Source organism: Paenibacillus cookii, from assembly GCF_018333375.1.
GTDB classification, from domain to species: domain Bacteria; phylum Bacillota; class Bacilli; order Paenibacillales; family Paenibacillaceae; genus Paenibacillus_AQ; species Paenibacillus_AQ cookii.
On the sequence record NZ_BORW01000016.1, the window covers coordinates 1 to 20,825 of the forward strand.

Here is a 20,825-nt window from a genome sequence, read left to right on the forward strand (position 1 = left end):
TGAAGGTGGCAGGCATCCGCCTCGCTACTTTCCTGCAAAAGCGACAGAACAAAAAAAGTTGGACGGAAAACATGACGTTTTTCCGACCAACTTTTTATTTTGGGGACTTATTGGACAGCCCCTTTTTCGCGTTTATTGCGCGACAAAACCGAAAAGGCCAGGGCTCCAATCCGAAGCCCCTATTTCTGCGGATTACCCTTTTAAACATACATAATATGGAAATTTATCCCTTTGTATTGTATATTATCCCTTCTGCTCGGCATCCCTTTTCCTGATAATGGAGAGGTAAGCAATCGCCCAAAGGAGATGGCCGGCAAACGCTTGGGAAGAAAGGAGGGGCAGGCAGGCGGTTCAAGCCGAAAATTGTCTTTTGGAAGCGGTATCATTTATTCCATGACAAGGAGGAAGATGCCCGATGATCCTCAAACGTATCGCGTTCCGGAAAACGTGGAGCATGGTCTTGATTGCATTGATGTTTTGCTTTTTGATCCAGGGATTCGGAGCAGCCGTATCCAAAGCCCATGCGGCCGTAGGGAGCAAAACGATGGTAGGGTATTGGCACAACTCCGACAACGGCTCCGGTTTTATCAGGCTCCGCGACGTTTCGCCCAAGTTTGACGTCGTCAACGTCGCTTTCGCGGAACCAGCCGCCGGGGCGACCAACGGGACGATCGGTTTTACGCCCTACAATTACACGGAAGCGGATTTTAAGGCGGACGTTGCCTTTCTGCAGAGCCAAGGAAAGAAGGTTCTCATTTCCATCGGAGGCGCGAACGGGCAGGTGCAGCTTGCAAGCGCGCAAGCCCGCGATAATTTCGTGGCTTCCGTCACGGCGATCATCGAAAAATACGGCTTTGACGGACTGGACGTCGATTTTGAAGGCCATTCGCTTTATTTGAATGCAGGGGACTCCGATTTTAAGCATCCGACAACGCCGGTCATCGTCAACCTGATCTCGGCGCTGCGCACGATCAACGACCATTTCGGGACGGAGTCGTTTTATTTGACGATGGCGCCCGAGACTTTTTTCGTGCAGCTGGGGTATTCGTTTTACGGGGGGAGCTGCATCAGCTGCGACAACCGTGCGGGTGCTTATTTGCCGGTCATTGACGCGACGCGGGATATACTCGACTGGCTCCAAGTGCAGAACTATAATTCGGGGCCGATCACGGGGCTGGATGATCAGTTTCACAATATGGGGACGGCGGATTTTCATGTCGCGATGGCGGACATGGTGCTGACCGGTTTTCCGGTTGCGAAAAATCTGAACCGCTTCTTTTCGGGGCTGCGTCCGGATCAGGTCGTGTTGGGGCTGCCGGCGAACGCGAATGCGGGAGGGGGATTCACATCCGTCAGCGAAGTCCATAAAGCGCTCGATGCCTTGATCAAAGGGGTTCAGCTGCCCGGTTATACGATGCGGGGGAATGCCGGAGGATATCCGGATTTCCGGGGGCTGATGACATGGTCCATCAACTGGGACCGCTTCAACCAGTTCGAATTTTCGAACAGCCACCGCGCCTATCTGGACGGGTTAAGTCCGCCGGTGCCGGATTCCGTGCCGCCTACGGCTCCTTCGAACGTCATCGTCACGTCCCAAACGGCAACCAGCGTATCGTTGAGCTGGAGCGCTTCGACGGATAACGTCGGCGTTGCCGGTTATACCGTATCCTATGGAACGGGGAGCGTTACCGTAAGCGGGACCAGCGCCGTCATCGGCGGTTTGACGCCAAATACAAGCTACAGGTTTACGGTGACCGCAAGGGATGCGGCAGGTAACCTGTCGCCAGGGATGCGGCAGGTAACCTGTCGCCAGGCACCGTGATTGCCGTCACGACGGATGCACAGGGCGGCGCTCAAGCTTGGGCCCCGAATGTCGGCTATACATCCGGCGACGAAGTTACTTACGGAGAAAAACCTATGTCTGCCGCCAGCCCCATACCTCGTTGACGGGGTGGGAGCCGCCGAACGTACCGGCCCTTTGGCAGATGAAATAAACGACACCCTTAAGCGGCATGCCTGCACGGGAAAACGAAGCCCGGCGGCGCCGCTTTTTTTTGATGATGACACCGAGTTTGGCGTCGGCAAAAGGCATATAAAAAACCGCCCCTTTCGGCATCTTTCGATGACCGATCAGGACGGTTTCCGCATTGTTTATCGCAACGTCTTCAAAGCGCCGCTCCATGCCAGCACTTGATCCAACATTCCGTTCAGGTTCGTCAGATGCAGGTCGGCAGGTTTGAAGGTGGAGAAATTTTCGAAGTCGGTGAACAGCGAAAGCGCCGGGTGAACGCGAACGTCCGCCACGGACAATTCGCCCAAAATGCCGCGCAGATGCTCGGCCGCACGGGCGCCGCCCACGGAACCGTAGCTCACGATGCCCGCTGCTTTATTAAACCAGGCGTCGCGCGCGTAATCCAGCGCGTTTTTCAGGGAAGCCGAGATGCTGTGGTTGTACTCTTGCACGATAAACACGAAGCCGTCCAGGCTGAAAAGCTTTTGGTTCCATGCTTCGGCTTGCTCGGCAGCGTCTGCTTCACCCAAAAGTGGCAGTTTGTAGTCCGCGATGTCCACGATTTCGTAGTTTGCGTCGCCGCGCTCATCCGCGATTTTTTTGACCCATTCCCCAACCTGCGGGCTCAAACGTCCTTCGCGGGTGCTTCCCAAAATAATGCCGATGTTCAATTTTGACATATTGTTTTCTCTCCTTATCGTTCGTTTTTATTCGTAATTTATGAGGTATGCATGATCAGTTGTCAGTATCATAAACTCTGCGCATATATTTTGTCAGGCCACTTACAAAAAGTTTGTGTATTATATTTTTTTTGGCTTGGATTCGGTTCCATGGACCCTATTTTGATATATGAAAGGGGAGCGCGAAAAAGTCACGGTAATGTTAGAAACAGGTCATGATTGTGGTAGCGGCCTTCGAAGAGGATGGATATAATCTAGATGAAAGCGCTTACATTTTTTTTGAGCGGGAAGGAGGTGGAAGAACGGAGATAAGACAACGAGCTCGGCACAAGGAGCAGCGGCGTGTTTTGCGAGCATGATACCGCATACGTTTTGTTTTTTAGGATTTCATGACAACGATTCGAAAGGTGGTTTGTTATGAGGAAAACATTCGCCAAAAAACTGATGGGCTTGACGATGAGCGTGATGCTGACGGCTTTCGCGGCCGTTCCTTTTACCGCGCATGCAGCATCGGACGTTACGGTCAACTGGAATGACGTTAAGCAGGAAATCGACGGCTTCGGGGTGTCGCAGGCCGGCTGGTCCGACGCCATCTATGATTTGCAGGAGCCCGTCCGCAGCGAGAGCATGGATCTGCTGTTCAAACCGGACACCGGCATCGGCATTTCGATTTTCCGCGGCGCGTTGTTCCCGCAGTTTAATCCTGCCCCGGGACAATATGATTTCAACGCCAGACCGGACCAAGTATGGGTGATGCAGCAGGCGAAAGCAAGAGGCGTGGATAAGCTGATCGCCAGCACGTGGAGCCCGCCGGCATGGATGAAAACGAACAACTCCACGACGCACGGCGGGTACCTGAAGCAGGAAAATTACGGCGACTACGCGCTGCTCATGTCCAAATTCATCAAAGAATACAAACGGCAGTTCGGTCTTGACCTGTACGCCGTCTCCATTGCCAACGAGCCGAACTCCATGACGTTCCTGACCTGGGATTCGAGCGAATGGAATTCGACGAACTTCCAGGTGTTCCTGAAGGATTATTTGAAGCAAGCGATGATCAACGAAGGGGTGGCGTCGACCAAAGTCATCGCCGGCGAATCGTCCTGGTGGTCGGAGGATCTGATCAAGGACTCCCTGAACGACCCGGCTTCCGCCGAAAGGCTGGACATCGTGGCCGGACATAACTACCCCGTGCCGATCATCAATGCGGAGTTGCCGACAACCCCGTTTACGACCGCCCAATCCAAAGGGAAAAAGGTATGGATGACGGAGGTGTCCAAGGTCGATTCCTACGATCCGGGCATGGGTTCCGGCCTCAAGTTCGCGAAGCAGACCCATAATTTCATGACCAAGGCGGGCGTCAACGCTTGGATGTATTGGACGGGCGCGATCCCGGGCAATAACGACGAAGGTTTGATCAACGTCGACAAAGCCGCCAACACCTACGCGCTGACGAAACGCTACTTTACCTTCGGCAACTTCAGCAAATTCATCAAACCCGGCTATGTGCGGATCGGAGCCCCTGACAATCCCCAGTCCGGCGTATACACCTCGGCTTACAAAGATCCGGCAACCGGAAAGTTCGCCATCGTCGCCATCAACGACACCGATGCCACGGCAGAGCTTGGCTTTGTGCCCAACGGCTTCACGGCTGGACGGCTCACTCCCTATACCACCAACGATAACCTCAATTTAGCGGAAGGCCCCGCCGTTCCTTTGCAAAACGGGAAATTCAACGTCTCCCTTCCTCCAAAAAGCGTCGTGACCTACACGGGCGAAAACGGCTCGCCGTCCCTTCAGGAGCAAACCTTGACGGACGACCTGAACGATTGGTCCAAAACCTTTTCCCATACAAGCGGCCTGGTCATGGATTCCTCCAACAGCGGATATTTTAACGGCGATACGTCCCGCGTGAAACGGAACAGCGGCACGACCGAAAACTTCGTTTACCACGTTCCCAACATCACGAATTTTAAAGCGGACTTGTATCAATTCAGCGTGTGGGACGGCGTCGCATTTTATGCGTCGGCCGACAATCAGCATTGGACCCCAGTCGTGCATACGAGCACGCCGGGAAGTTATACCGGAAGCAAATGGTATAAAAAAACGTACACGCCGCTGGAAATGCCCGCGGGAACGCAGTACCTGAAAATCGAGTTGTCCGGCAGCGACTCCTGGGAAAAGCAAGTATCCCGAGTGGTAATTAACTCTTTATCATAATCTAAAATCGGTGTCCATGTAATATAGCTTTTGGCTATAACTGGATATAGGATAATACAGTTACACTATATCGCTGAATCCGTGATATCTTTCTTGTAACCATTTGGATTGGAATTTTCGCAAAATCCATGATTAGGAGTGTTACAAGATGACAAAAAGCAGTATTTTGGGATATCCGCGCATCGGCGATAACCGCGAATGGAAAAAAGCGCTTGAGGCGTTTTGGGCGGGAAAGATCGAAGAATCCGAATTCCAGAGCCGGATGCAGGACATTCGGTTGAACCATTTGCGCAAGCTTCAGGAAAAGGGCATCGAACTGATCCCGGTGAACGATTTCAGCTATTATGATCACGTCCTGGATACGGCCGCGATGTTCGGCATCGTTCCGAAACGGTTTCCTTATGATGGCGGACCCGTGCCGCTCTCCGTTTATTACGGAATCGCGCGGGGAACGACGGATGCGGCGGCAAGCGAAATGACGAAATGGTTCAATACCAATTACCACTACATCGTCCCTGAATTGGACGGAGCGGAGCCGGCCGTTACGGAAAACAAGCCTTTGGCTGCCTACCGCGAAGCGAAGGAACGCCTTGGCATCGAAGGAAAACCCGTTATCCTCGGGCCGCTCACCTTCCTCAAATTGTCCAAAGGTTATGACGAATCCGAAACGGACGCCTGGCTGGAGCGCCTTGTGCCGCTTTATGCGCAGATACTTCGGGAACTGGCCCTTGAAGGCGCGGAGTGGGTGCAAATCGACGAGCCGATTCTGGTTACCGGCCTAAGCGATGCCGACATCCGGCGGTTGCACAGCATCTACGGCACGTTTGCCGCAGAGGCCCCAACCCTCAACATCATGCTGCAAACCTATTTTGAAGCCGTCGAAAGCTACAGCGACATCGTCTCCCTTCCGGTCAAAGGGATCGGCCTCGATTTTGTCCATGGTTATGCGGGCAATATCCGGTTGATCCAGGCATCGGGATTCCCGCAAGACAAAGTGTTGGGGGCGGGCGTCGTGGACGGGCGCGGCATTTGGAAGGCATCGCTCCGCGAGAAGGCCGCGCTGCTGGAGAAGCTCCAATCCTTCGTTCCGGCGGACCGGATCATCGTCCAGTCCTCGTGCAGTTTGCTGCATGTCCCGGTGACCGTGAGCAGCGAAACGAAATTATTGCCGGAATTAAAGGGGGCGCTTGCTTTTGCCGACGAAAAGCTGGACGAACTGGTTCTTTTGACGAAGGCCGTCTCTTCGGGAACGGACGCGATCGGTAAAGAACTGGACGAATGCGACCTGGCCATCCGTGCGCTGGAGCGGTCCAAGGAACGCAACCGGAACGACGTCCAGCAGGCCGTTGCCGCCATCAGCAAGCAGGACGCCAAACGCAGCCTTCCTTTTGCCGAGCGCCATGCCGTGCAACAGAAAAAATGGCAGCTCCCGGTGCTGCCGACGACGACCATCGGAAGTTTTCCTCAATCCGTAGAAGTGCGCAAAGCAAGGCAGCTGTGGAGAAAAGGGGAATGGAGCGGCGAGCAGTATGCCGGCTTCATCCGGGAACAGATCGACACCTGGATCGGATTGCAGGAGGAAATCGGGCTGGACGTCCTCGTGCACGGCGAATTCGAGCGGACGGACATGGTGGAGTTTTTCGGGGAGAAGCTTGCGGGATTTGCCTTTACCCAGTATGGCTGGGTGCAGTCGTACGGATCCCGGTGCGTCAAACCGCCGATCATTTTCGGGGACGTCGCGTTCGAAAAGCCGATGACCGTCGAGGAAACGCAATATGCCCAGTCGAAAACGAGCCGGCCCGTCAAAGGGATGCTTACCGGTCCGATCACGATCATGAACTGGTCGTTCGTCCGCGAGGATATTTCGCGCGAGCAGATCGCTTATCAATTGGCTTATGCTTTGAGGCAAGAAGTAGAAGCATTGGAGAAGGCCGGCATAGGCATGATCCAGGTGGACGAACCTGCCGTCCGCGAAGGGCTTCCCCTGAAAGAGAAAGACCAGGCCGAATATCTGGCATGGGCCGTCAAAGCGTTCCGCCTGACCACCTGCACGGTGCAGGATACGACGCAAATTCACACGCATATGTGCTATTGCGAGTTCCATGACATGATCGATTCGATTTCGGCGATGGACGCGGACGTCATTTCGATCGAAACCTCCCGCAGCCACGGCGAGCTGATCCATAGCTTTGAAGAGAACACTTACGGGCTCGGCATCGGACTTGGCGTGTACGATATCCACAGCCCGCGCGTTCCCGGCGTCGAGGAAATGACAGGCATGATCGACCGCGCGCTGCGGGTCCTCGATCCGAAGCTGTTCTGGATCAATCCGGACTGCGGATTGAAAACACGCGGCATGGAAGAAACGGTGGCCTCCTTGCGCAACATGGTGGAAGCGACCAAGATCGCACGCGAAAAATATGCCGTACAAGTCTGATTTCATATGCAACGCCCATGGACCCGCAGGATTGCGGGTTTCTTTTTTTTCGGGCGAAAAGTTCGGTATTCAGTTTTCCCCGGTTTGTTAGTATAATTAAATAAGCAGCTAACGAAACGTATGTTTGATGGGGCCAACGCGGATCACAGCGGCGCTACGCGCCCCGGTTCGTATTGAAAATAAGCGATTGATTTTTTCCGTCCATTATGTTCTAATGAAATCACCAAACTTTATATACATTCTAATATACTAAGTGTAGTATGTTTTGTTGAATACGATATTCGCTTTTTAGAAACAATCCATCATATTAAAGGATAAAGCGGGGTATTTTTCATGGAAGTCATCGACATCGCGTCACAACCTCCTTATGATTCCAAGCCGATCGTGCTGATGATCGGAAAATTCGACGGAATCCATAAAGGACATCAGGCGATCCTCCAAACGGCCAACGAACTGAAAAGGGAAGGGGAAGCGCTCGCCGTCATGAGTTTTTCGGAGCATCCGTTGTGGGTGTTGAAGCAGGATGAAGCGTTCAAGCGAAAAATAACGCCTGAGGACGAGAAAATTCGCATCCTTGGGCAATTTGGCGTCGAGCGTTATTACCGGATCCGTTTTTCGAAGGAATACGCCCAAATCTCGGCGGAAGAATTCGTCATGGAGCATCTTTCAAGGCTGAACGTCAAGCGCATCGTGGTCGGCGAAGGTTTTCATTTCGGGCACGGGCAAGGGGGAGGCACGAAGGAACTCGGCGAGCTATGTGCCCGCATCGGCGCGGAAGTGACGGTGATTCCGCTCGTGACCGATAACGGGGTAAAAATCGGCAGCTCGGAGATCCGAACCGACATTTCCGAAGGCCGCGTGGAAACGGCGTTTTCGCTTTTAGGCCGGCCTTATTCGGTTACCGGAATCGTCATACACGGCCAGAAGCTGGGCAGAAAGCTGGGTTTTCCTACTATTAATATGGGCGGGGTGGACGACTATGTTTTCCCGAAGCCCGGCGTTTACGTGGGGACGGCCGATATCCATGGCGAACCGGAAGGGAAAAGCCGGTATCACGTCCTGATCAGCGCAGGGTACCGGCCCACCGTCGATGGTCAGGGGTATTTGATCGAAGGTTACCTGCTGGATTTCTCCGGAGATTTGTATGATCGGACGGTGACGCTGACCTTCATGCATTATCTGCGCGGCGAAATCAAATTTACGGGTCTGGATGCGCTGATCGAGCAAATGAAACAGGATGAAGTGAATGCCAGAAGGTTGCTTAGCGTCGCTCCCGCCTGAATCGGCGGATCGGCCTGCTTGAAGGGAGGCGAAGCGGCATGGGGATCATCATCGTCGAAATTTGCGACGGCAGCCTGATTCAAGAGATCGAGGTCGAACAGATTTTAGAGGCCGAATATCCGGAAGTGGCCGTGCTTGAAAGCACCTGCCTTTCGTTTTGCGGGATATGCGCGAGAAGGCCCTATGCGATCGTCAACGGCAAGCGGATCTTTGCCGAAACGGCCGCCGAATGCCTAGATCTCATCAGGCAGCGTATCGACCTGGAATTAGCCGTCTACGCATCCATTTAGCCATAACAAATTAAAGTTTTTCGGAGATCCTGAAGCAAAGCTGTGCGAGACAAAATCTCGGCAGCTTTTTTTGCGTTTTGCGGCCATGAACATCATCCGCGGTATCCATTAAAAGTTCAATTGACGGGAGACACAAAAACGGGTATATTATTTATATAAATTATCAGATTAGAATAATTCTAATTAAGATACAGGAGGACGCAGACATGAAAAATTACGACTATCACCACCTGGACCATGTGAAAGAACAGCAGACCTCGAAAAAAACGCTTTGGATCACCCTGCTGCTGACGTTGTTTTTTACCATCGTCGAAGTCGCCGGAGGTTTGATCTCCCATTCCTTGGCCTTGTTATCCGATTCGGCGCATATGATCTCCGACGTTTTGGCTTTGGGGTTAAGCATGGCGGCCATTTACATGGCCACGCGCAAACCGAACCGGAAATATACGTTTGGTTTTCTCCGTTTCGAGATCATCGCGTCGTTTCTGAACGGCCTGGCATTGGCCGTCATTGCATTGGGCATTTTTGTGGAAGGCATTCAGCGCATGATCCATCCGGTGGAAGTGAAGCTGCCTACGATGCTGACGATCGCGGTGATCGGTCTCATTGTCAACATCGTCCTTACGGTCGTTCTGAGCCGCAGCATGAAGGAAGAAGAGAACCTTAACGTCAAAAGCGCGCTTTGGCATTTTATCGGGGACCTGTTAAGCTCCGTCGGGATTATCGTGTCGGCCGTGCTGATTTATTTTACCGGTTATCACTTTTTGGATCCGCTCATCAGCATGGTCATCGGGGGAATCATTTTCACCGGCGGGGCCAAAATTATCCGCGAGTCTTACCTGGTGCTGATGGAATCCGTGCCCGACCAATTCGATTTGGACGCCATTCGCAGCGATATCCGCGCCCTGGAAGGCATCAATGACGTGCACGAGCTTCATTTATGGGCCGTATCCACCGATCATTATTCGCTTACGGCACATGTGTTCATCCGGATAGACATGCAGGCGTTTCAGGTGATTTCGGCGATCAACCAACTCCTCCAAGAAAAATACGGCATCGCGCATTCGACCATTCAAATCGAACATCCGTCGATCCATGACCACGGGGAATACGGAAAGCAGTTTTTGTTGAAGCACGCGTAAGTGAAACGAATGAAGCCTAATAAATAGATTGACGTTAAAAATGCAACGAAATACAATATAGGAAAATATGTGAAATAGTAGTGCGTTGTATTTATCCCGGGTGTTTGACCGATATCTAAAGCAGTAGATGGGCCGTTGTTCATCTGCGGCTTTTTGGTTCCCGGTCGTTCGATGATTTTTCATGGCGCGGGACAAGCGATGATTGAAGAACCCCTTTGGGATGGGATGTCTGCATAATGGATGACATAAAAAAAGCGGGAGGGATCGCATGGAAGCATTACCGGTAATCCGTGAAGCATTGGCCAAGCAAATCCGGCAGTCGGAAATCGACTTCACGACTTCGCGGATCCGCTCGATTGGCGAGCAAGAAGGCAACCCGCAAGGGGTCGAAATCCAAACCTTCGGAAATGCGGTGTCCTATTATATCCGGACGATGCCATGGGGCGTATTTAATTCCGTCAAGGGTTTGTCCGATGAGGACATGGATCGCGTGGCAGAAATCATTCAATTTTACCGCGAACGGGATCGTGCATTCGAGTTGGATATCGATCCGGTAGGAACAAGCCCGGAGCTGCTCCGCCATTTAACCGAAAACGGGCTTGCCCATCGGCGTTTCCATTCCGTTTTGTACGGGCTGCCGGCCCCGGAAGCGCCTGGTCTGCCTTCAGGCATTTCGATCCGTCCGGTCGAAAACGAAGCGGATTTTGACGTCTACGCAGGCATTCATTGCATCGGCTCCGGCATGGATATCCGGCATAAACATCATTTCATCCAAAACAACATCGGTTTGCTGAACCGCCCCGGCTGGAATTTGTTCATGGCATCATGGCACGGCCGGCCCGCGGCCGTCGGCGTCATGCATATCAGCGGCCGGACGGCCTCGCTGACCTTGGCGGCAACGCATCCCGAGTTCAGGAACAAAGGACTCCAGACGTCGCTGTTGAAGTGGCGTTTGCATGAGGCCTATAAGGCCGAATGCGAGCTGGTCGCCGCCCAAGCCGCTTTCGGTAGCACTAGCCAAAACAACATGGAGCGGGCAGGGCTGCGGATCGCATGGACGCGGGCCGTTTGGGCGCCGATCGCGGAACGTTGAGTTCCAGCTTAGCGATCAGCCGGTCCGGGCGGATAATCATGTTTTCAAAGGGAAAGCGAATCGCTTTGGTCTAGGCATCTTGCGTTTGGCTGCCGATTTGTAAAAAAAGTGAAAATTTGTGCAAGCGGTCCGATTCTAAAAACCGGGAATTGACACATATCGTTAGATAGCTTCAGTTCTGCATGCACAGAACCTTTTTTACAAATCCCGGGCGAGGTGAATCGATGAAAAGAAAACCGCTTTATTGGCTGCTAAGCTGCCTGATGCTGATCGGGTTGTTTCCCGCGGGCGCATCGGCCCAAACGGAACCGGAATCCGTCATTTACGGGGGAGGCCCGTTTTATTCCGGCGGAACGCAGACGATGGACATCCTGAAGCAAGCAATCCGGCTTCACGACCGTCATGTTATGGACGATCCACGTTCACGGCAACGGAGATCTCTATTACAATGATCAGCTCGTCGTTTCGAACGGAGCGTACGTGGGCGATTCGGCCTGGCCGGCTCGTCTCGCCACGCTCAAGCAAGCCCCGACTTCGGTGAAACGCCTTGAGATCAGCGTCGGTTCTTGGGGCGTCAGCGATTTCCAGAACATCAAAAACCTGATTGCCGCCCAAGGCACCGGTACGAACAGCATTTTGTACAAAAACTTTGCGGCACTGAAAACCGCAACCATGGCGGATGCCGTCAGCTTCGACAACGAGGATTTGTACGACGTTAATTCATCGGTATCGTTTGGCAGCATGCTGGCCGGCCTCGGCTACAAAATCACCTTATGTCCTTATACCAACGTCAGCTACTGGAAAAGCGTCAAATCCCAGCTCGGGGCCAGCGTGGACCGCATTTATTTGCAGGTGTATGACGGCGGAGCGGGGAATGATCCGGCTTACTGGAACAGCCAATTGGGCATGACCGTCATGCCGGGACTCGACAGCAAAACGTCCGGCGGCGGCCATACCCCGGGCCAAGTCGCCTCCCGCATGACCGAATGGAAGGCGCAAGCGGGCATTCACGGCGGATTCATCTGGTATTATGACGCGATTTTGAACAACCCAAGCGCCGGGTCGGCGGGCGATTATGCCGCTGCCATCAACAATGCGCTGTCTTCGCCTAATGCCGGGTCGTTGACGACCGGCGGAACGGTTGCGGCGAGTTCTTCCAACAGCCCGTCCGGGGAAGGGAAGGAAAAGGCGTTTGACGGCAGCAGCGCAACGAAATGGCTGATTTTCGCGAACTCCGGATGGATTCAGTATCAGTTCGGAAACAACGCTTCCCATGCAGCCGCAACGTATTCGATCACGTCCGCCAACGACTTTCCGCCAAGAGACCCGAAAAATTGGACGCTTCTCGGTTCCAACGACGGGACGAATTGGACGACGCTCGATACCCGTTCGAACGAAGCTTTCGCCAGCCGGTTTTTGACCAAAACCTATGCCATTAACCAGCCGTCCGCCTTCAAATATTACCGGCTCCACGTTACGGCGAACAACGGCGGGGCGGAGCTTCAAATCGCGGAAATCGGTTTGTATCCTTAAAATGCGCATACTCCGGCGTGACTGCTGCGGCAGCCCGCCGGATTTTTTATTGATGCTCGAACGTAGTTCGATATATTTGTTATATCTTATATTTACATATGGCCGCTTTTCTTTTATCATTAGTTCCATTATTGCATGTGTGCCGTTCCCGTTGTCAGAGTGCGGCCGCTCGCGCAATCGGCTTGGAGGTTTAGCGGAGTGGAGAAACGTTTGAAAAAAACGAATAGCAGGTATGTCATTCAATTGGCGACCATTTTTTTAGGTTTCATTATCTTTGGATTTTCGGAAAACATCAAAGGGCCGGCCATTCCCCGGATTCAGATCGACTTTATGCTGGACGAATCCCAGATCGGCACTTTGTTGTCGCTGAACGCGCTTGGATATTTGATCGCCTGTTCGTTTACCAATGCGTTGACGCGATGGTGGGGGATTAAAATCGTCAGTAGCCTTTCCTTTGGCGCGATGATTCTTTCAGGCGTATTCATTTATTTGTCCCGCAGTTACCCGGCCTTTTCGGCTTCGTATTTCTTCATGTATATCGGCAACGGCATGCTTGAGATTGCGCTAGCCATTCTGGGGGCGAGAATTTTCGTGAAAAACACGGGAACGATGATGAATTTGGCTCACGGGTTTTATGGGCTTAGCTCGACCGTGGCGCCCATGATCGCAACCGGTTTCATGTCGGCGAGCCTTTTCGGCCATCCCCTTGATTGGCGCGGCATGTATCTCTTGATGCTGTCGCTTTCCGTTTTGCCGATGATATTCGCTTTGTGCGGGACGTTCCCCGGCGATCAGCTGTCCCACGAGGAGCGGGTTCCGTTAAAAACGTTGCTGCGGGACCGGGTGTTATGGTTCACGGTGCTCATCCTTTCGTTTGGCGTCGTCTCGGAGCTGGCGGTCGGCGGCTGGCTGGTCAATTTTCTTGAGAAGGCATACGGCTGGGAGCCGGTCAAAGCCTCGGGCATGCTGTCCGGATTCTTTTTGTGTTTTACGCTGGCCAGGCTGCTTTTGGGACCGGTTACCGATAAAATCGGCTTCACCTTATCTCTGGTTATTTTTCCGGCGTTTTCGGCCGTTTGCACGTTTGCGGCGATCGCGGGCGGGGAGTCTTTTGCGTTTTTGTTCGCCGCGGCGGGCATTGGGGTGGCGATGATTTATCCAACGGTGATGGCTTTTATCGCCAAGAGGTTTCCGGGAGGCAGCGATACTGCAATTACCTTTACCGTTACGCTGATGGGCGTCGGCAGCGTGATCGGCAATTACCTGATCGGAGGCGTGATCGAAGGCGCCAAAGCGATCTTCGGGGGCGAAACCGAAACCGGATTGTTGCGCGGTTTGCAGGCCGGATACGGGTTTATCGGGCTGTGCGCGGCCGTCTGCGCCGTTTGCAGCGTAGTTTTGTATCGATCTTTAAAGAAAAGAAACGAGCTGATTTAATGCAGGCAGTTGTCCCCGGGATTCCGGGGGTTTTTTTCGTACCGGCCCGTTCATGAGTGCCCAGCGTCTCTTTCCGATAACAGGCGCAACAAGTCTATTGTCTATATAAGCATATGCTTATATAATGATGAAGTTCATCAATGAATCGAGGATGTGAGGAGATGCCAAAAAACGTGTCCGACGAAGGGGGCGGGATCGCCCAAATTCTGAAGCTGCTGGGTGATCCGACCCGGCTTACGATCATCAAACTGCTTCAACACAGGGAATGCTGCGTATGCGAGCTGGTCGAAATTTTTGAAGTGAGCCAGCCTGCGATCAGCCAGCATCTAAGGAAATTAAAGGACGCGGGGCTTTTAAAGGAAAGAAAGGCAGGGCAGTGGGTCCACTACGCTTGGAATCCCGAAAGCAGGCATCATGCTCTTATAGCGGACATCATGGACCATGTGCCGGCTCAAGACCAGGAATTCAAGGCGTTGGAAGAACAAGGGATCACGCCTAATTGTTGTTAATTGGAGGGTATACTTTTGCTATCAGTCATTCTAGCCGTCATCATTTTTCTCATCACGCTTACGTTTGTCATTTGGCAGCCCAAAAATCTGTCCATCGGCTGGTCGGCCTGCGGCGGGGCGGTTTTGGCGCTGCTTTTTGGCGTAGTCACGTTCGGGGACGTGTGGGACGTTACCCAGATCGTCTGGAACGCGACGCTGACGTTTATCGCGATCATCATTATTTCGCTGGTTCTGGACAGCATCGGTTTTTTCGAGTGGGCTGCGCTGCATATGGCGCGGGCCGCCCGCGGCAACGGTATTCGGATGTTCGTATACGTGACCGTTCTCGGAGCCGTCGTTTCGGCATTTTTCGCCAACGACGGAGCCGCCCTGATCCTAACACCGATCGTGCTTGCGATGGTCCGGGCGCTTCGTTTCGACGAGAAAAAAGTGTTTCCGTTTATCATCGCCTGCGGCTTCATTGCGGATACGACCTCGTTGCCGCTTGTCGTCAGCAATCTGGTCAATATCGTGTCGGCGGATTTTTTCGGAATCACGTTTATGGAATATGCCGGCCGCATGATCGTACCGGACCTGTTTGCGCTGGGCGCCAGCATGCTGGTGCTGTATTTGTTTTTCCGGAGAAGCATCCCCAAGAAGTATGATTTGGCTTACGTAAAAACGCCTTCCGACGCGATCAAGGATCCGGTGATGTTCCGATGGTCGTGGATCGTGCTCGGCGTGCTGCTCGTCGGTTATTTTGTCAGCGAATTTTTGGACATGCCGGTATGCATCATTGCGGGAATCATTGCGGTATTCTTTTTGCTGATGGCGCGGAAAAGCCCGATGGTTCCCGTAAAGGACGTCATCAAAGGGGCGCCGTGGGCCATCGTGTTTTTTTCGATCGGGATGTACGTCGTCGTTTACGGGCTCAGAAACGCCGGGTTGACCGATTGGCTTGCCGAATTGATCCGGGCTGCGGCCAACCAAGGCATGTTTGTCTCGACGATCTCGATGGGATTCCTATCGGCATTCCTGTCCTCGGTGATGAACAATTTGCCGACGGTCATGATCGACGCGTTGGCCATCCATGCGGTTCATGCCACGGACGCGGTCAAAGAAGCGCTGGTATACGCAAACGTCATCGGTTCGGATCTCGGACCGAAAATCACGCCGATCGGCTCGCTGGCTACGCTGCTGTGGCTGCACGTGCTCGGCGCCAAAGGCGTTAAAATCTCTTGGGGGACCTACTTCAAAACGGGGATTATACTGACCATCCCGACGTTATTCATCACGCTTGTCGGGCTTTATTTGTGGTTGATGGCGGTTTAGCGGTCCAAACCATGACGGAAGCGGGCATCGGTATCTCGGGTCAAACCTCGAATGTTATCGATCCGTACGTCTGAACGCTGGAAACATTCCCGCGGACGAAAAAAAGGCAGAAAGACATTTGGAATTTAATATTCCCTTGAAGGAATATTCCCGTTATGATACATTAAATTCAGAGAATGTTGCAAAGAAAGGAAGCGGGTTCAGTGAACAACACGAATGTATTCAGCGCACTGGCCGAACCCAACCGGTTTCAAATCGTGGAACTGCTCCGGCGCGGCCCCTTAACCGTCGGGGAGATCAGCGAACGTCTTGCCATTCGGCAGCCGCAAGCCTCGAAGCATCTCCGCGTACTTCTTGAAGCGGGGGTCGTCGAAGTCCATGCGGAAGCGAACCGCCGGTTTTACGGTTTGCGCCGGGAGTCCTTTCAAGAGATGGAGGATTGGCTGAAATCGATCACCGAGGTTTGGGAGGAACGGTTGGATCGGCTGGAGCAATATTTGCAGGTTATGAAAGAGAATCAGAAACAACGTCCCGAATAGGGAAAACCTGGGGCGATGGAGGATTGGGCTAACGGGGTGGAAACGGAGCACACCTACAGGACCGGGAAATCTTATTCAACCGTACTTTTGATGCGCCGCGCGAAATTGGTGTGGCAGGCATGGACGGAAACCGGGCATCTGGTTCGCTGGTGGGGGCCCTGTCACGTTGGCCGGTCGACTTCATTTTTTGAAAGGATGTAGGGAAATGCAGCAGTTGCACGTGCCCGAGCTTTCGGATGACCTTTTCGAGCTGTTAAACGGCGAACATCTCGAACGGAAACAGCATGAGGCGATGTTTTTGATGACCGTAACCGAAGACGGATGGCCGCACAACGCCATGGTCAGCGTCGGCGAAATCGTCGCCCTGGATAAAAAAACGCTGCGGATCGCATTGTGGCCGGGAACGAACACGACCCAAAATTGCATCCGAAGCGGCAAAGCCGTTCTCGTCGCCGTCTATAAAGGCAAGGTGAATTACGTAAGGCTTTCGCTTCATCGCATCGGCATATTGGAAGGCGCTAAACATCCGTTGGAACGGTTTTCGGCCGCCGTCGAATCGTTTAAAGAGGATCAGGCCAAATATGCGGACATTACCTCGGGCATTCAAATCCGGTTGAAGCATGAAGGCAAAGTGCTCGAGCGTTGGAACGAAACGGTAAAGGAAACCAAGCGTTAAGCGGGCCGTCCCGCAAGCGCCAAGGCATTCGACAGGGAAATTTGAACCACCCGCGCGAAAAATTCAAAAAAATATTTACCTTCAAACGATTTTTTTATATTATTAACGTAATATCTAATGAAGCGTCATATCAAATGCGATGAAGAGAAGAGTAGATAAGCCGATTCTTTCCCAGAGAGCTCCGTCCGCTGAAAAGGAGCAAAGAAGCGTTTATTGAACAAAGCCTCCGAGCAGCACATTGGAACCGCAAGCCGCGGGGATAGTGTGCCAGGTGCTCCTGTTACAGAGCTAGAGTATATGCATGGTTTGCATGCCGTACTTGAAGAGGCCAATATGGCGACATATTGGCGAATTTGGGGTGGTACCACGAGTGTTCAAATCTCGTCCCTAAGACTACGGTCTTGGGGGTGGGATTTTTTATTGTATCAAGCATTCATATAGGTCATGTACGCCATGTACGCGGCAAAGATGCATTGAATAGTTATTGAGTAAGGGAATTTCGCAACAATACGAGTCCGGTACACGGACGATCCAAACAAACCTGAAGCCAGATGACACAATCGAAAGGAATTGAAAACTTATGTCTGAAAAACTTAAAGCGGGTATTGTCGGAGGAACGGGAATGGTTGGCCAGCGTTTTGTGCAGCTGCTGGATCAACATCCTTGGTTTGAAGTGACTGCGATTGCGGCGAGCAAAAACTCGGCGGGCAAAACGTACGAGGAATCCGTGCAGGGCAGATGGAAAATGGCCGGTCCCATTCCGGAGCCGGTCAAAACCATCGTCGTGCAGGATGCATCGCAGGTGGAGGAATTCGCTTCGCAGGTCGATTTTATTTTCTGCGCGGTGGATATGAGCAAGGATCAAATCAAAGCGCTGGAGGAAGCCTACGCCAAGACGGGAACTCCGGTCATTTCCAACAACTCGGCCCATCGCTGGACGCCTGACGTTCCGATGGTCATTCCGGAGATCAACCCGGACCATATCGGCGTGATTGAAGCGCAAAGAAAACGTCTGGGCACCAAAACGGGGTTTATCGCGGTAAAACCGAACTGCTCCATTCAGAGCTACGTGCCGGCGCTTCATGCCTTGCTTGACTTCAAACCGGAAAAAGTGGTCGCATCGACGTATCAAGCCATCTCGGGCGCAGGCAAAAACTTTACCGATTGGCCGGAAATGCTCGACAACGTGATCCCTTACATCGGGGGCGAAGAGGAAAAAAGCGAGCAGGAGCCGCTGCGCATTTGGGGCAGCCTTCAAAACGGCGAAATCGTCAAGGCAAGCTCGCCGCTCATTACGACCCAATGTATCCGCGTTCCGGTCACGGACGGACATTTGGCCACCGTCTTCGTCTCCTTTGAAAACAAACCGTCCAAAGAGGAGATCATCACGCGCTGGCGCGAGTTCAAAGGCCGTCCGCAGGAGCTTGGCCTCCCGAGCGCGCCGCAGCAGTTCATCACGTATTTTGAAGAAGAAAACCGTCCGCAGACGAAGCTGGACCGCGACATCGAACGCGGCATGGGCGTTTCGGTGGGCAGATTGCGCGAGGATTCCATTTACGATTACAAATTCGTCGGCCTTTCGCACAACACGCTCCGCGGAGCGGCAGGCGGCGCCGTACTGATTGCCGAATTGCTGAAAGCGGAAGGATATATTCAGGCAAAATAAGAGGCATAGCAAAGCAGCAGGCATCCTGATTTTAGGGGCTTGCTGTTTTTTTTCACCGATGCTTTTTTGAACGGACATTCCACCGCAGGATCGCTTTCCACGGAGCGTCTTTCCCCATGGGCAAAAACGTTGAAGGTCATGTGGATGAACGGATGATGAACTATGGCAAAGGATGCGGCGCGAAACGCGCACGCTTTGACAAACCGCGGTCTTCCGCGGTTTTTTCCTTTTGCAAGCAGGGCGGCTGACGGAGTTTTTTCTAAATGACAACAAAAACATGACCCTAAACGGCAATTATTTATTGTAAAACGATAAATAGTATGCTAAATTCAAGTTGATAATCAATGAGTGAGGTGCTTTTTATGCAACGGGTGTCAACGCTTTTTTTGAAAATAGCCCTGTTTTTCATTGGAGTTCCGATCCTTGCCTTGTGCGTCTTTTTGGTGCCTGAGTTAGGGAAGCTTGCGGCGGAGTTGCTTCCGGAATTCGCTCTTGTCAAATATCTGGTTTTCGCCGTCTTTTACGCGTCGGCCATTCCTTTTTACATTGCTTTGTACCAAGCCTTCAAGCTTTTGCAGTACATCGATCAAAGCAAGGCGTTCACCGATTTGGCCGTCATGGCTCTGAAGAACATCAAACGCTGCGCCATCGCCATCAGTATTTTGCACGTGCTGGTCCTGCCGCTGTTTTATCTCTTTGCGGAGAAGGACGACGCCCCGGGCGTGATCTTCGTCGGCTTGGTGGTTCCTTTCGCTTCCATGGTCATTGCGGTGTTTGCGGCCGTGCTTCAAAAATTGCTCAAAGAAGCGATCGACATCAAATCTGAAAATGATTTAACGGTCTGAGGTGAAAACTATGGCAATCATCATCAATATTGACGTCATGCTGGCCAAAAGGAAAATGAGCGTCACGGAACTGTCGGAGAGGGTCGGGATCACGATGGCCAACCTTTCGATATTAAAAAAGGGGAAGGCAAAAGCGATTCGTTTATCCACTTTGGAGGCGATTTGCAAGGCTTTGGACTGTCAGCCAGGAGATATTCTGGAATACCGGAGCGACGAAGACTCCCGTGATTCATCCGAAGGAGATTTTTAAACTCAAGCATGGGGGGGAAGGATTTTGAGAGCACTAAAGCAACTCGTCCGTTTCGGTTGGGAGCAGGCCTTTTCCTGTTTGTTTCCCGTCGTTATTTTCGCCTCTTTGGCTCTAACGCAGATCATTCCGCTTCCCTTCCTGCCGCGGTATGACTGGCTGCTCATCATCTGTCTTTTGATGCAATGGTGGATGGTCCGCTCTGGGCTTGAAACGCGGGATGAACTGAAAGTCATCACCTTGTTCCACCTGATCGGCCTGGCCCTGGAGCTTTTTAAGGTACATATGGGCTCGTGGTCCTATCCGGAGGAAGGATATTTCAAAATTTACGGAGTGCCTTTGTACAGCGGATTCATGTACGCAAGCGTAGCGAGTTATCTTTGCCAGGCATGGAGAAGGCTGAAGGTCGAACTGGTCCGGTGGCCTCCGTTTATGGCGGTTGTATCCCTGGCGGCGTCGATATATTTGAATTTTTTCACCCACCATTATTGGATTGACGTTCGTTGGTGGTTGTCGGGACTGGTCATCGTCGTCTTTTGGAAATCCTGGGTCGTTTACGAGGTCAATGGAACGCGGTACCGGATGCCGCTCGCGCTTTCCTTCGTGCTGATCGGATTTTTTATATGGATCGCCGAAAATATCGCCACGTTTTTTGGAGCTTGGAAATATCCGAATCAGGCCGAAGCGTGGAGTTTGGTCCATCTCGGGAAGGTGAGTTCATGGCTTTTGTTGGTGATCGTTAGCTTTTTGATCGTAGCGACGTTAAAGCAGGTGAAGGGGAATCAACCCGCCGGGACGGATGCCGCGCCATTGTTGAAACGTCAAGGCCTTTCGTTTAAAAAGTCCGATTCTTGACATGTTCCAAGCGGGAGTACCCAGTTTCAGGAAGTTGTGATATGGTGGTAAAG

21 protein-coding genes, 1 pseudogene and 1 other annotated feature are annotated in these 20,825 nt (G+C 52.5%); of the genes and pseudogenes, 21 read left to right on the forward strand and 1 reads right to left on the reverse strand.

Going from position 1 to position 20,825, the window contains the following annotated elements; genetic code table 11:
- The 4 genes and pseudogenes from KI367_RS15215 to KI367_RS27625 all read left to right on the forward strand — a co-directional run.
- Positions 1-275, forward strand: a 275-nt coding sequence (locus KI367_RS15215; protein WP_212950676.1) for a hypothetical protein, incomplete at its 5' end; no start/stop codon positions are given.
- Between the two features lie 179 nt (positions 276-454).
- Positions 455-1,537 (forward strand): annotated as a pseudogene (locus KI367_RS15220) (chitinase); the annotation flags it as partial.
- An 18-nt stretch (positions 1,538-1,555) separates the two neighbouring features.
- A complete protein-coding gene (locus KI367_RS27620; RefSeq protein ID WP_373316236.1) occupies positions 1,556-1,822 on the forward strand; it encodes a fibronectin type III domain-containing protein in 267 nt (88 codons plus the stop codon).
- 121 nt (positions 1,823-1,943) lie between these two features.
- The gene (locus KI367_RS27625; RefSeq protein ID WP_373316237.1) at positions 1,944-1,994 is read left to right on the forward strand and encodes a hypothetical protein; all 51 of its coding nucleotides are present in this window, start codon (positions 1,944-1,946) and stop codon (positions 1,992-1,994) included.
- Positions 1,995-2,151: 157 nt separating this feature from the next.
- On the opposite strand, the gene KI367_RS15230 is transcribed toward KI367_RS27625, so the two are convergent.
- On the reverse strand, positions 2,152-2,691 hold the full coding sequence (locus tag KI367_RS15230; RefSeq protein ID WP_036715116.1) for an NADPH-dependent FMN reductase: 540 nt from the start codon (positions 2,689-2,691) through the stop codon (positions 2,152-2,154).
- Between the two features lie 417 nt (positions 2,692-3,108).
- Here KI367_RS15230 and KI367_RS15235 point away from each other — a divergent pair, with 417 nt between their 5' ends.
- From KI367_RS15235 to KI367_RS15315, 17 genes are all read left to right on the forward strand, one after another.
- Positions 3,109-4,911 carry a glycoside hydrolase family 30 protein gene (locus KI367_RS15235; protein WP_212950677.1) on the forward strand — a complete coding sequence of 601 codons (1,803 nt, stop codon included), beginning with the start codon at positions 3,109-3,111 and terminating at the stop codon, positions 4,909-4,911.
- A gap of 148 nt (positions 4,912-5,059) precedes the next feature.
- Positions 5,060-7,348 carry a 5-methyltetrahydropteroyltriglutamate--homocysteine S-methyltransferase gene (gene metE, locus KI367_RS15240; RefSeq protein WP_212950679.1) on the forward strand — a complete coding sequence of 763 codons (2,289 nt, stop codon included), beginning with the start codon at positions 5,060-5,062 and terminating at the stop codon, positions 7,346-7,348.
- A 333-nt stretch (positions 7,349-7,681) separates the two neighbouring features.
- Positions 7,682-8,629 (forward strand): bifunctional riboflavin kinase/FAD synthetase, encoded by a 948-nt coding sequence (locus KI367_RS15245; protein WP_036715118.1) that lies wholly within the window; start codon positions 7,682-7,684, stop codon positions 8,627-8,629.
- 38 nt (positions 8,630-8,667) lie between these two features.
- On the forward strand, positions 8,668-8,919 hold the full coding sequence (locus KI367_RS15250) for a YuzB family protein (RefSeq protein WP_036715119.1): 252 nt from the start codon (positions 8,668-8,670) through the stop codon (positions 8,917-8,919).
- A 206-nt stretch (positions 8,920-9,125) separates the two neighbouring features.
- Complete coding sequence (locus tag KI367_RS15255) at positions 9,126-10,061, forward strand: cation diffusion facilitator family transporter (RefSeq protein WP_036715120.1); 936 nt, start codon at positions 9,126-9,128, stop codon at positions 10,059-10,061.
- Positions 10,062-10,329: 268 nt separating this feature from the next.
- Positions 10,330-11,154 carry a GNAT family N-acetyltransferase gene (locus tag KI367_RS15260; RefSeq protein ID WP_212950681.1) on the forward strand — a complete coding sequence of 275 codons (825 nt, stop codon included), beginning with the start codon at positions 10,330-10,332 and terminating at the stop codon, positions 11,152-11,154.
- Between the two features lie 224 nt (positions 11,155-11,378).
- Positions 11,379-11,606 (forward strand): hypothetical protein, encoded by a 228-nt coding sequence (locus KI367_RS15265; protein ID WP_052147403.1) that lies wholly within the window; start codon positions 11,379-11,381, stop codon positions 11,604-11,606.
- Positions 11,557-12,687 carry a discoidin domain-containing protein gene (locus KI367_RS15270; protein ID WP_212950683.1) on the forward strand — a complete coding sequence of 377 codons (1,131 nt, stop codon included), beginning with the start codon at positions 11,557-11,559 and terminating at the stop codon, positions 12,685-12,687. Before KI367_RS15265 ends, KI367_RS15270 begins: the two co-directional genes overlap by 50 nt.
- A 198-nt stretch (positions 12,688-12,885) precedes the next feature.
- Complete coding sequence (locus tag KI367_RS15275) at positions 12,886-14,124, forward strand: MFS transporter (protein ID WP_036713987.1); 1,239 nt, start codon at positions 12,886-12,888, stop codon at positions 14,122-14,124.
- Positions 14,125-14,285: 161 nt separating this feature from the next.
- Complete coding sequence (locus tag KI367_RS15280) at positions 14,286-14,633, forward strand: ArsR/SmtB family transcription factor (protein WP_036713989.1); 348 nt, start codon at positions 14,286-14,288, stop codon at positions 14,631-14,633.
- Positions 14,634-14,648: 15 nt separating this feature from the next.
- Entirely contained in the window at positions 14,649-15,944 is a 1,296-nt protein-coding gene (locus KI367_RS15285) for an arsenic transporter (RefSeq protein ID WP_036713991.1), read from the forward strand.
- 203 nt (positions 15,945-16,147) lie between these two features.
- Entirely contained in the window at positions 16,148-16,483 is a 336-nt protein-coding gene (locus KI367_RS15290) for an ArsR/SmtB family transcription factor (RefSeq protein WP_246536970.1), read from the forward strand.
- Positions 16,484-16,688: 205 nt separating this feature from the next.
- Positions 16,689-17,159, forward strand: coding sequence for a pyridoxamine 5'-phosphate oxidase family protein (locus tag KI367_RS15295; RefSeq protein ID WP_212950687.1), 471 nt, complete (start codon positions 16,689-16,691; stop codon positions 17,157-17,159).
- Positions 17,160-17,289: 130 nt separating this feature from the next.
- Positions 17,290-17,551, forward strand: a binding site (T-box leader).
- Positions 17,552-17,739: 188 nt separating this feature from the next.
- On the forward strand, positions 17,740-18,825 hold the full coding sequence (gene asd, locus KI367_RS15300; protein WP_212950689.1) for an aspartate-semialdehyde dehydrogenase: 1,086 nt from the start codon (positions 17,740-17,742) through the stop codon (positions 18,823-18,825).
- A gap of 362 nt (positions 18,826-19,187) precedes the next feature.
- Positions 19,188-19,670, forward strand: coding sequence for a DUF2975 domain-containing protein (locus tag KI367_RS15305; RefSeq protein ID WP_212950691.1), 483 nt, complete (start codon positions 19,188-19,190; stop codon positions 19,668-19,670).
- A gap of 10 nt (positions 19,671-19,680) precedes the next feature.
- Entirely contained in the window at positions 19,681-19,920 is a 240-nt protein-coding gene (locus KI367_RS15310; RefSeq protein WP_212950693.1) for a helix-turn-helix domain-containing protein, read from the forward strand.
- A gap of 24 nt (positions 19,921-19,944) precedes the next feature.
- Entirely contained in the window at positions 19,945-20,772 is an 828-nt protein-coding gene (locus KI367_RS15315) for a DUF817 domain-containing protein (RefSeq protein ID WP_212950695.1), read from the forward strand.
- The last annotated feature ends 53 nt before the right edge of the window (positions 20,773-20,825 follow it).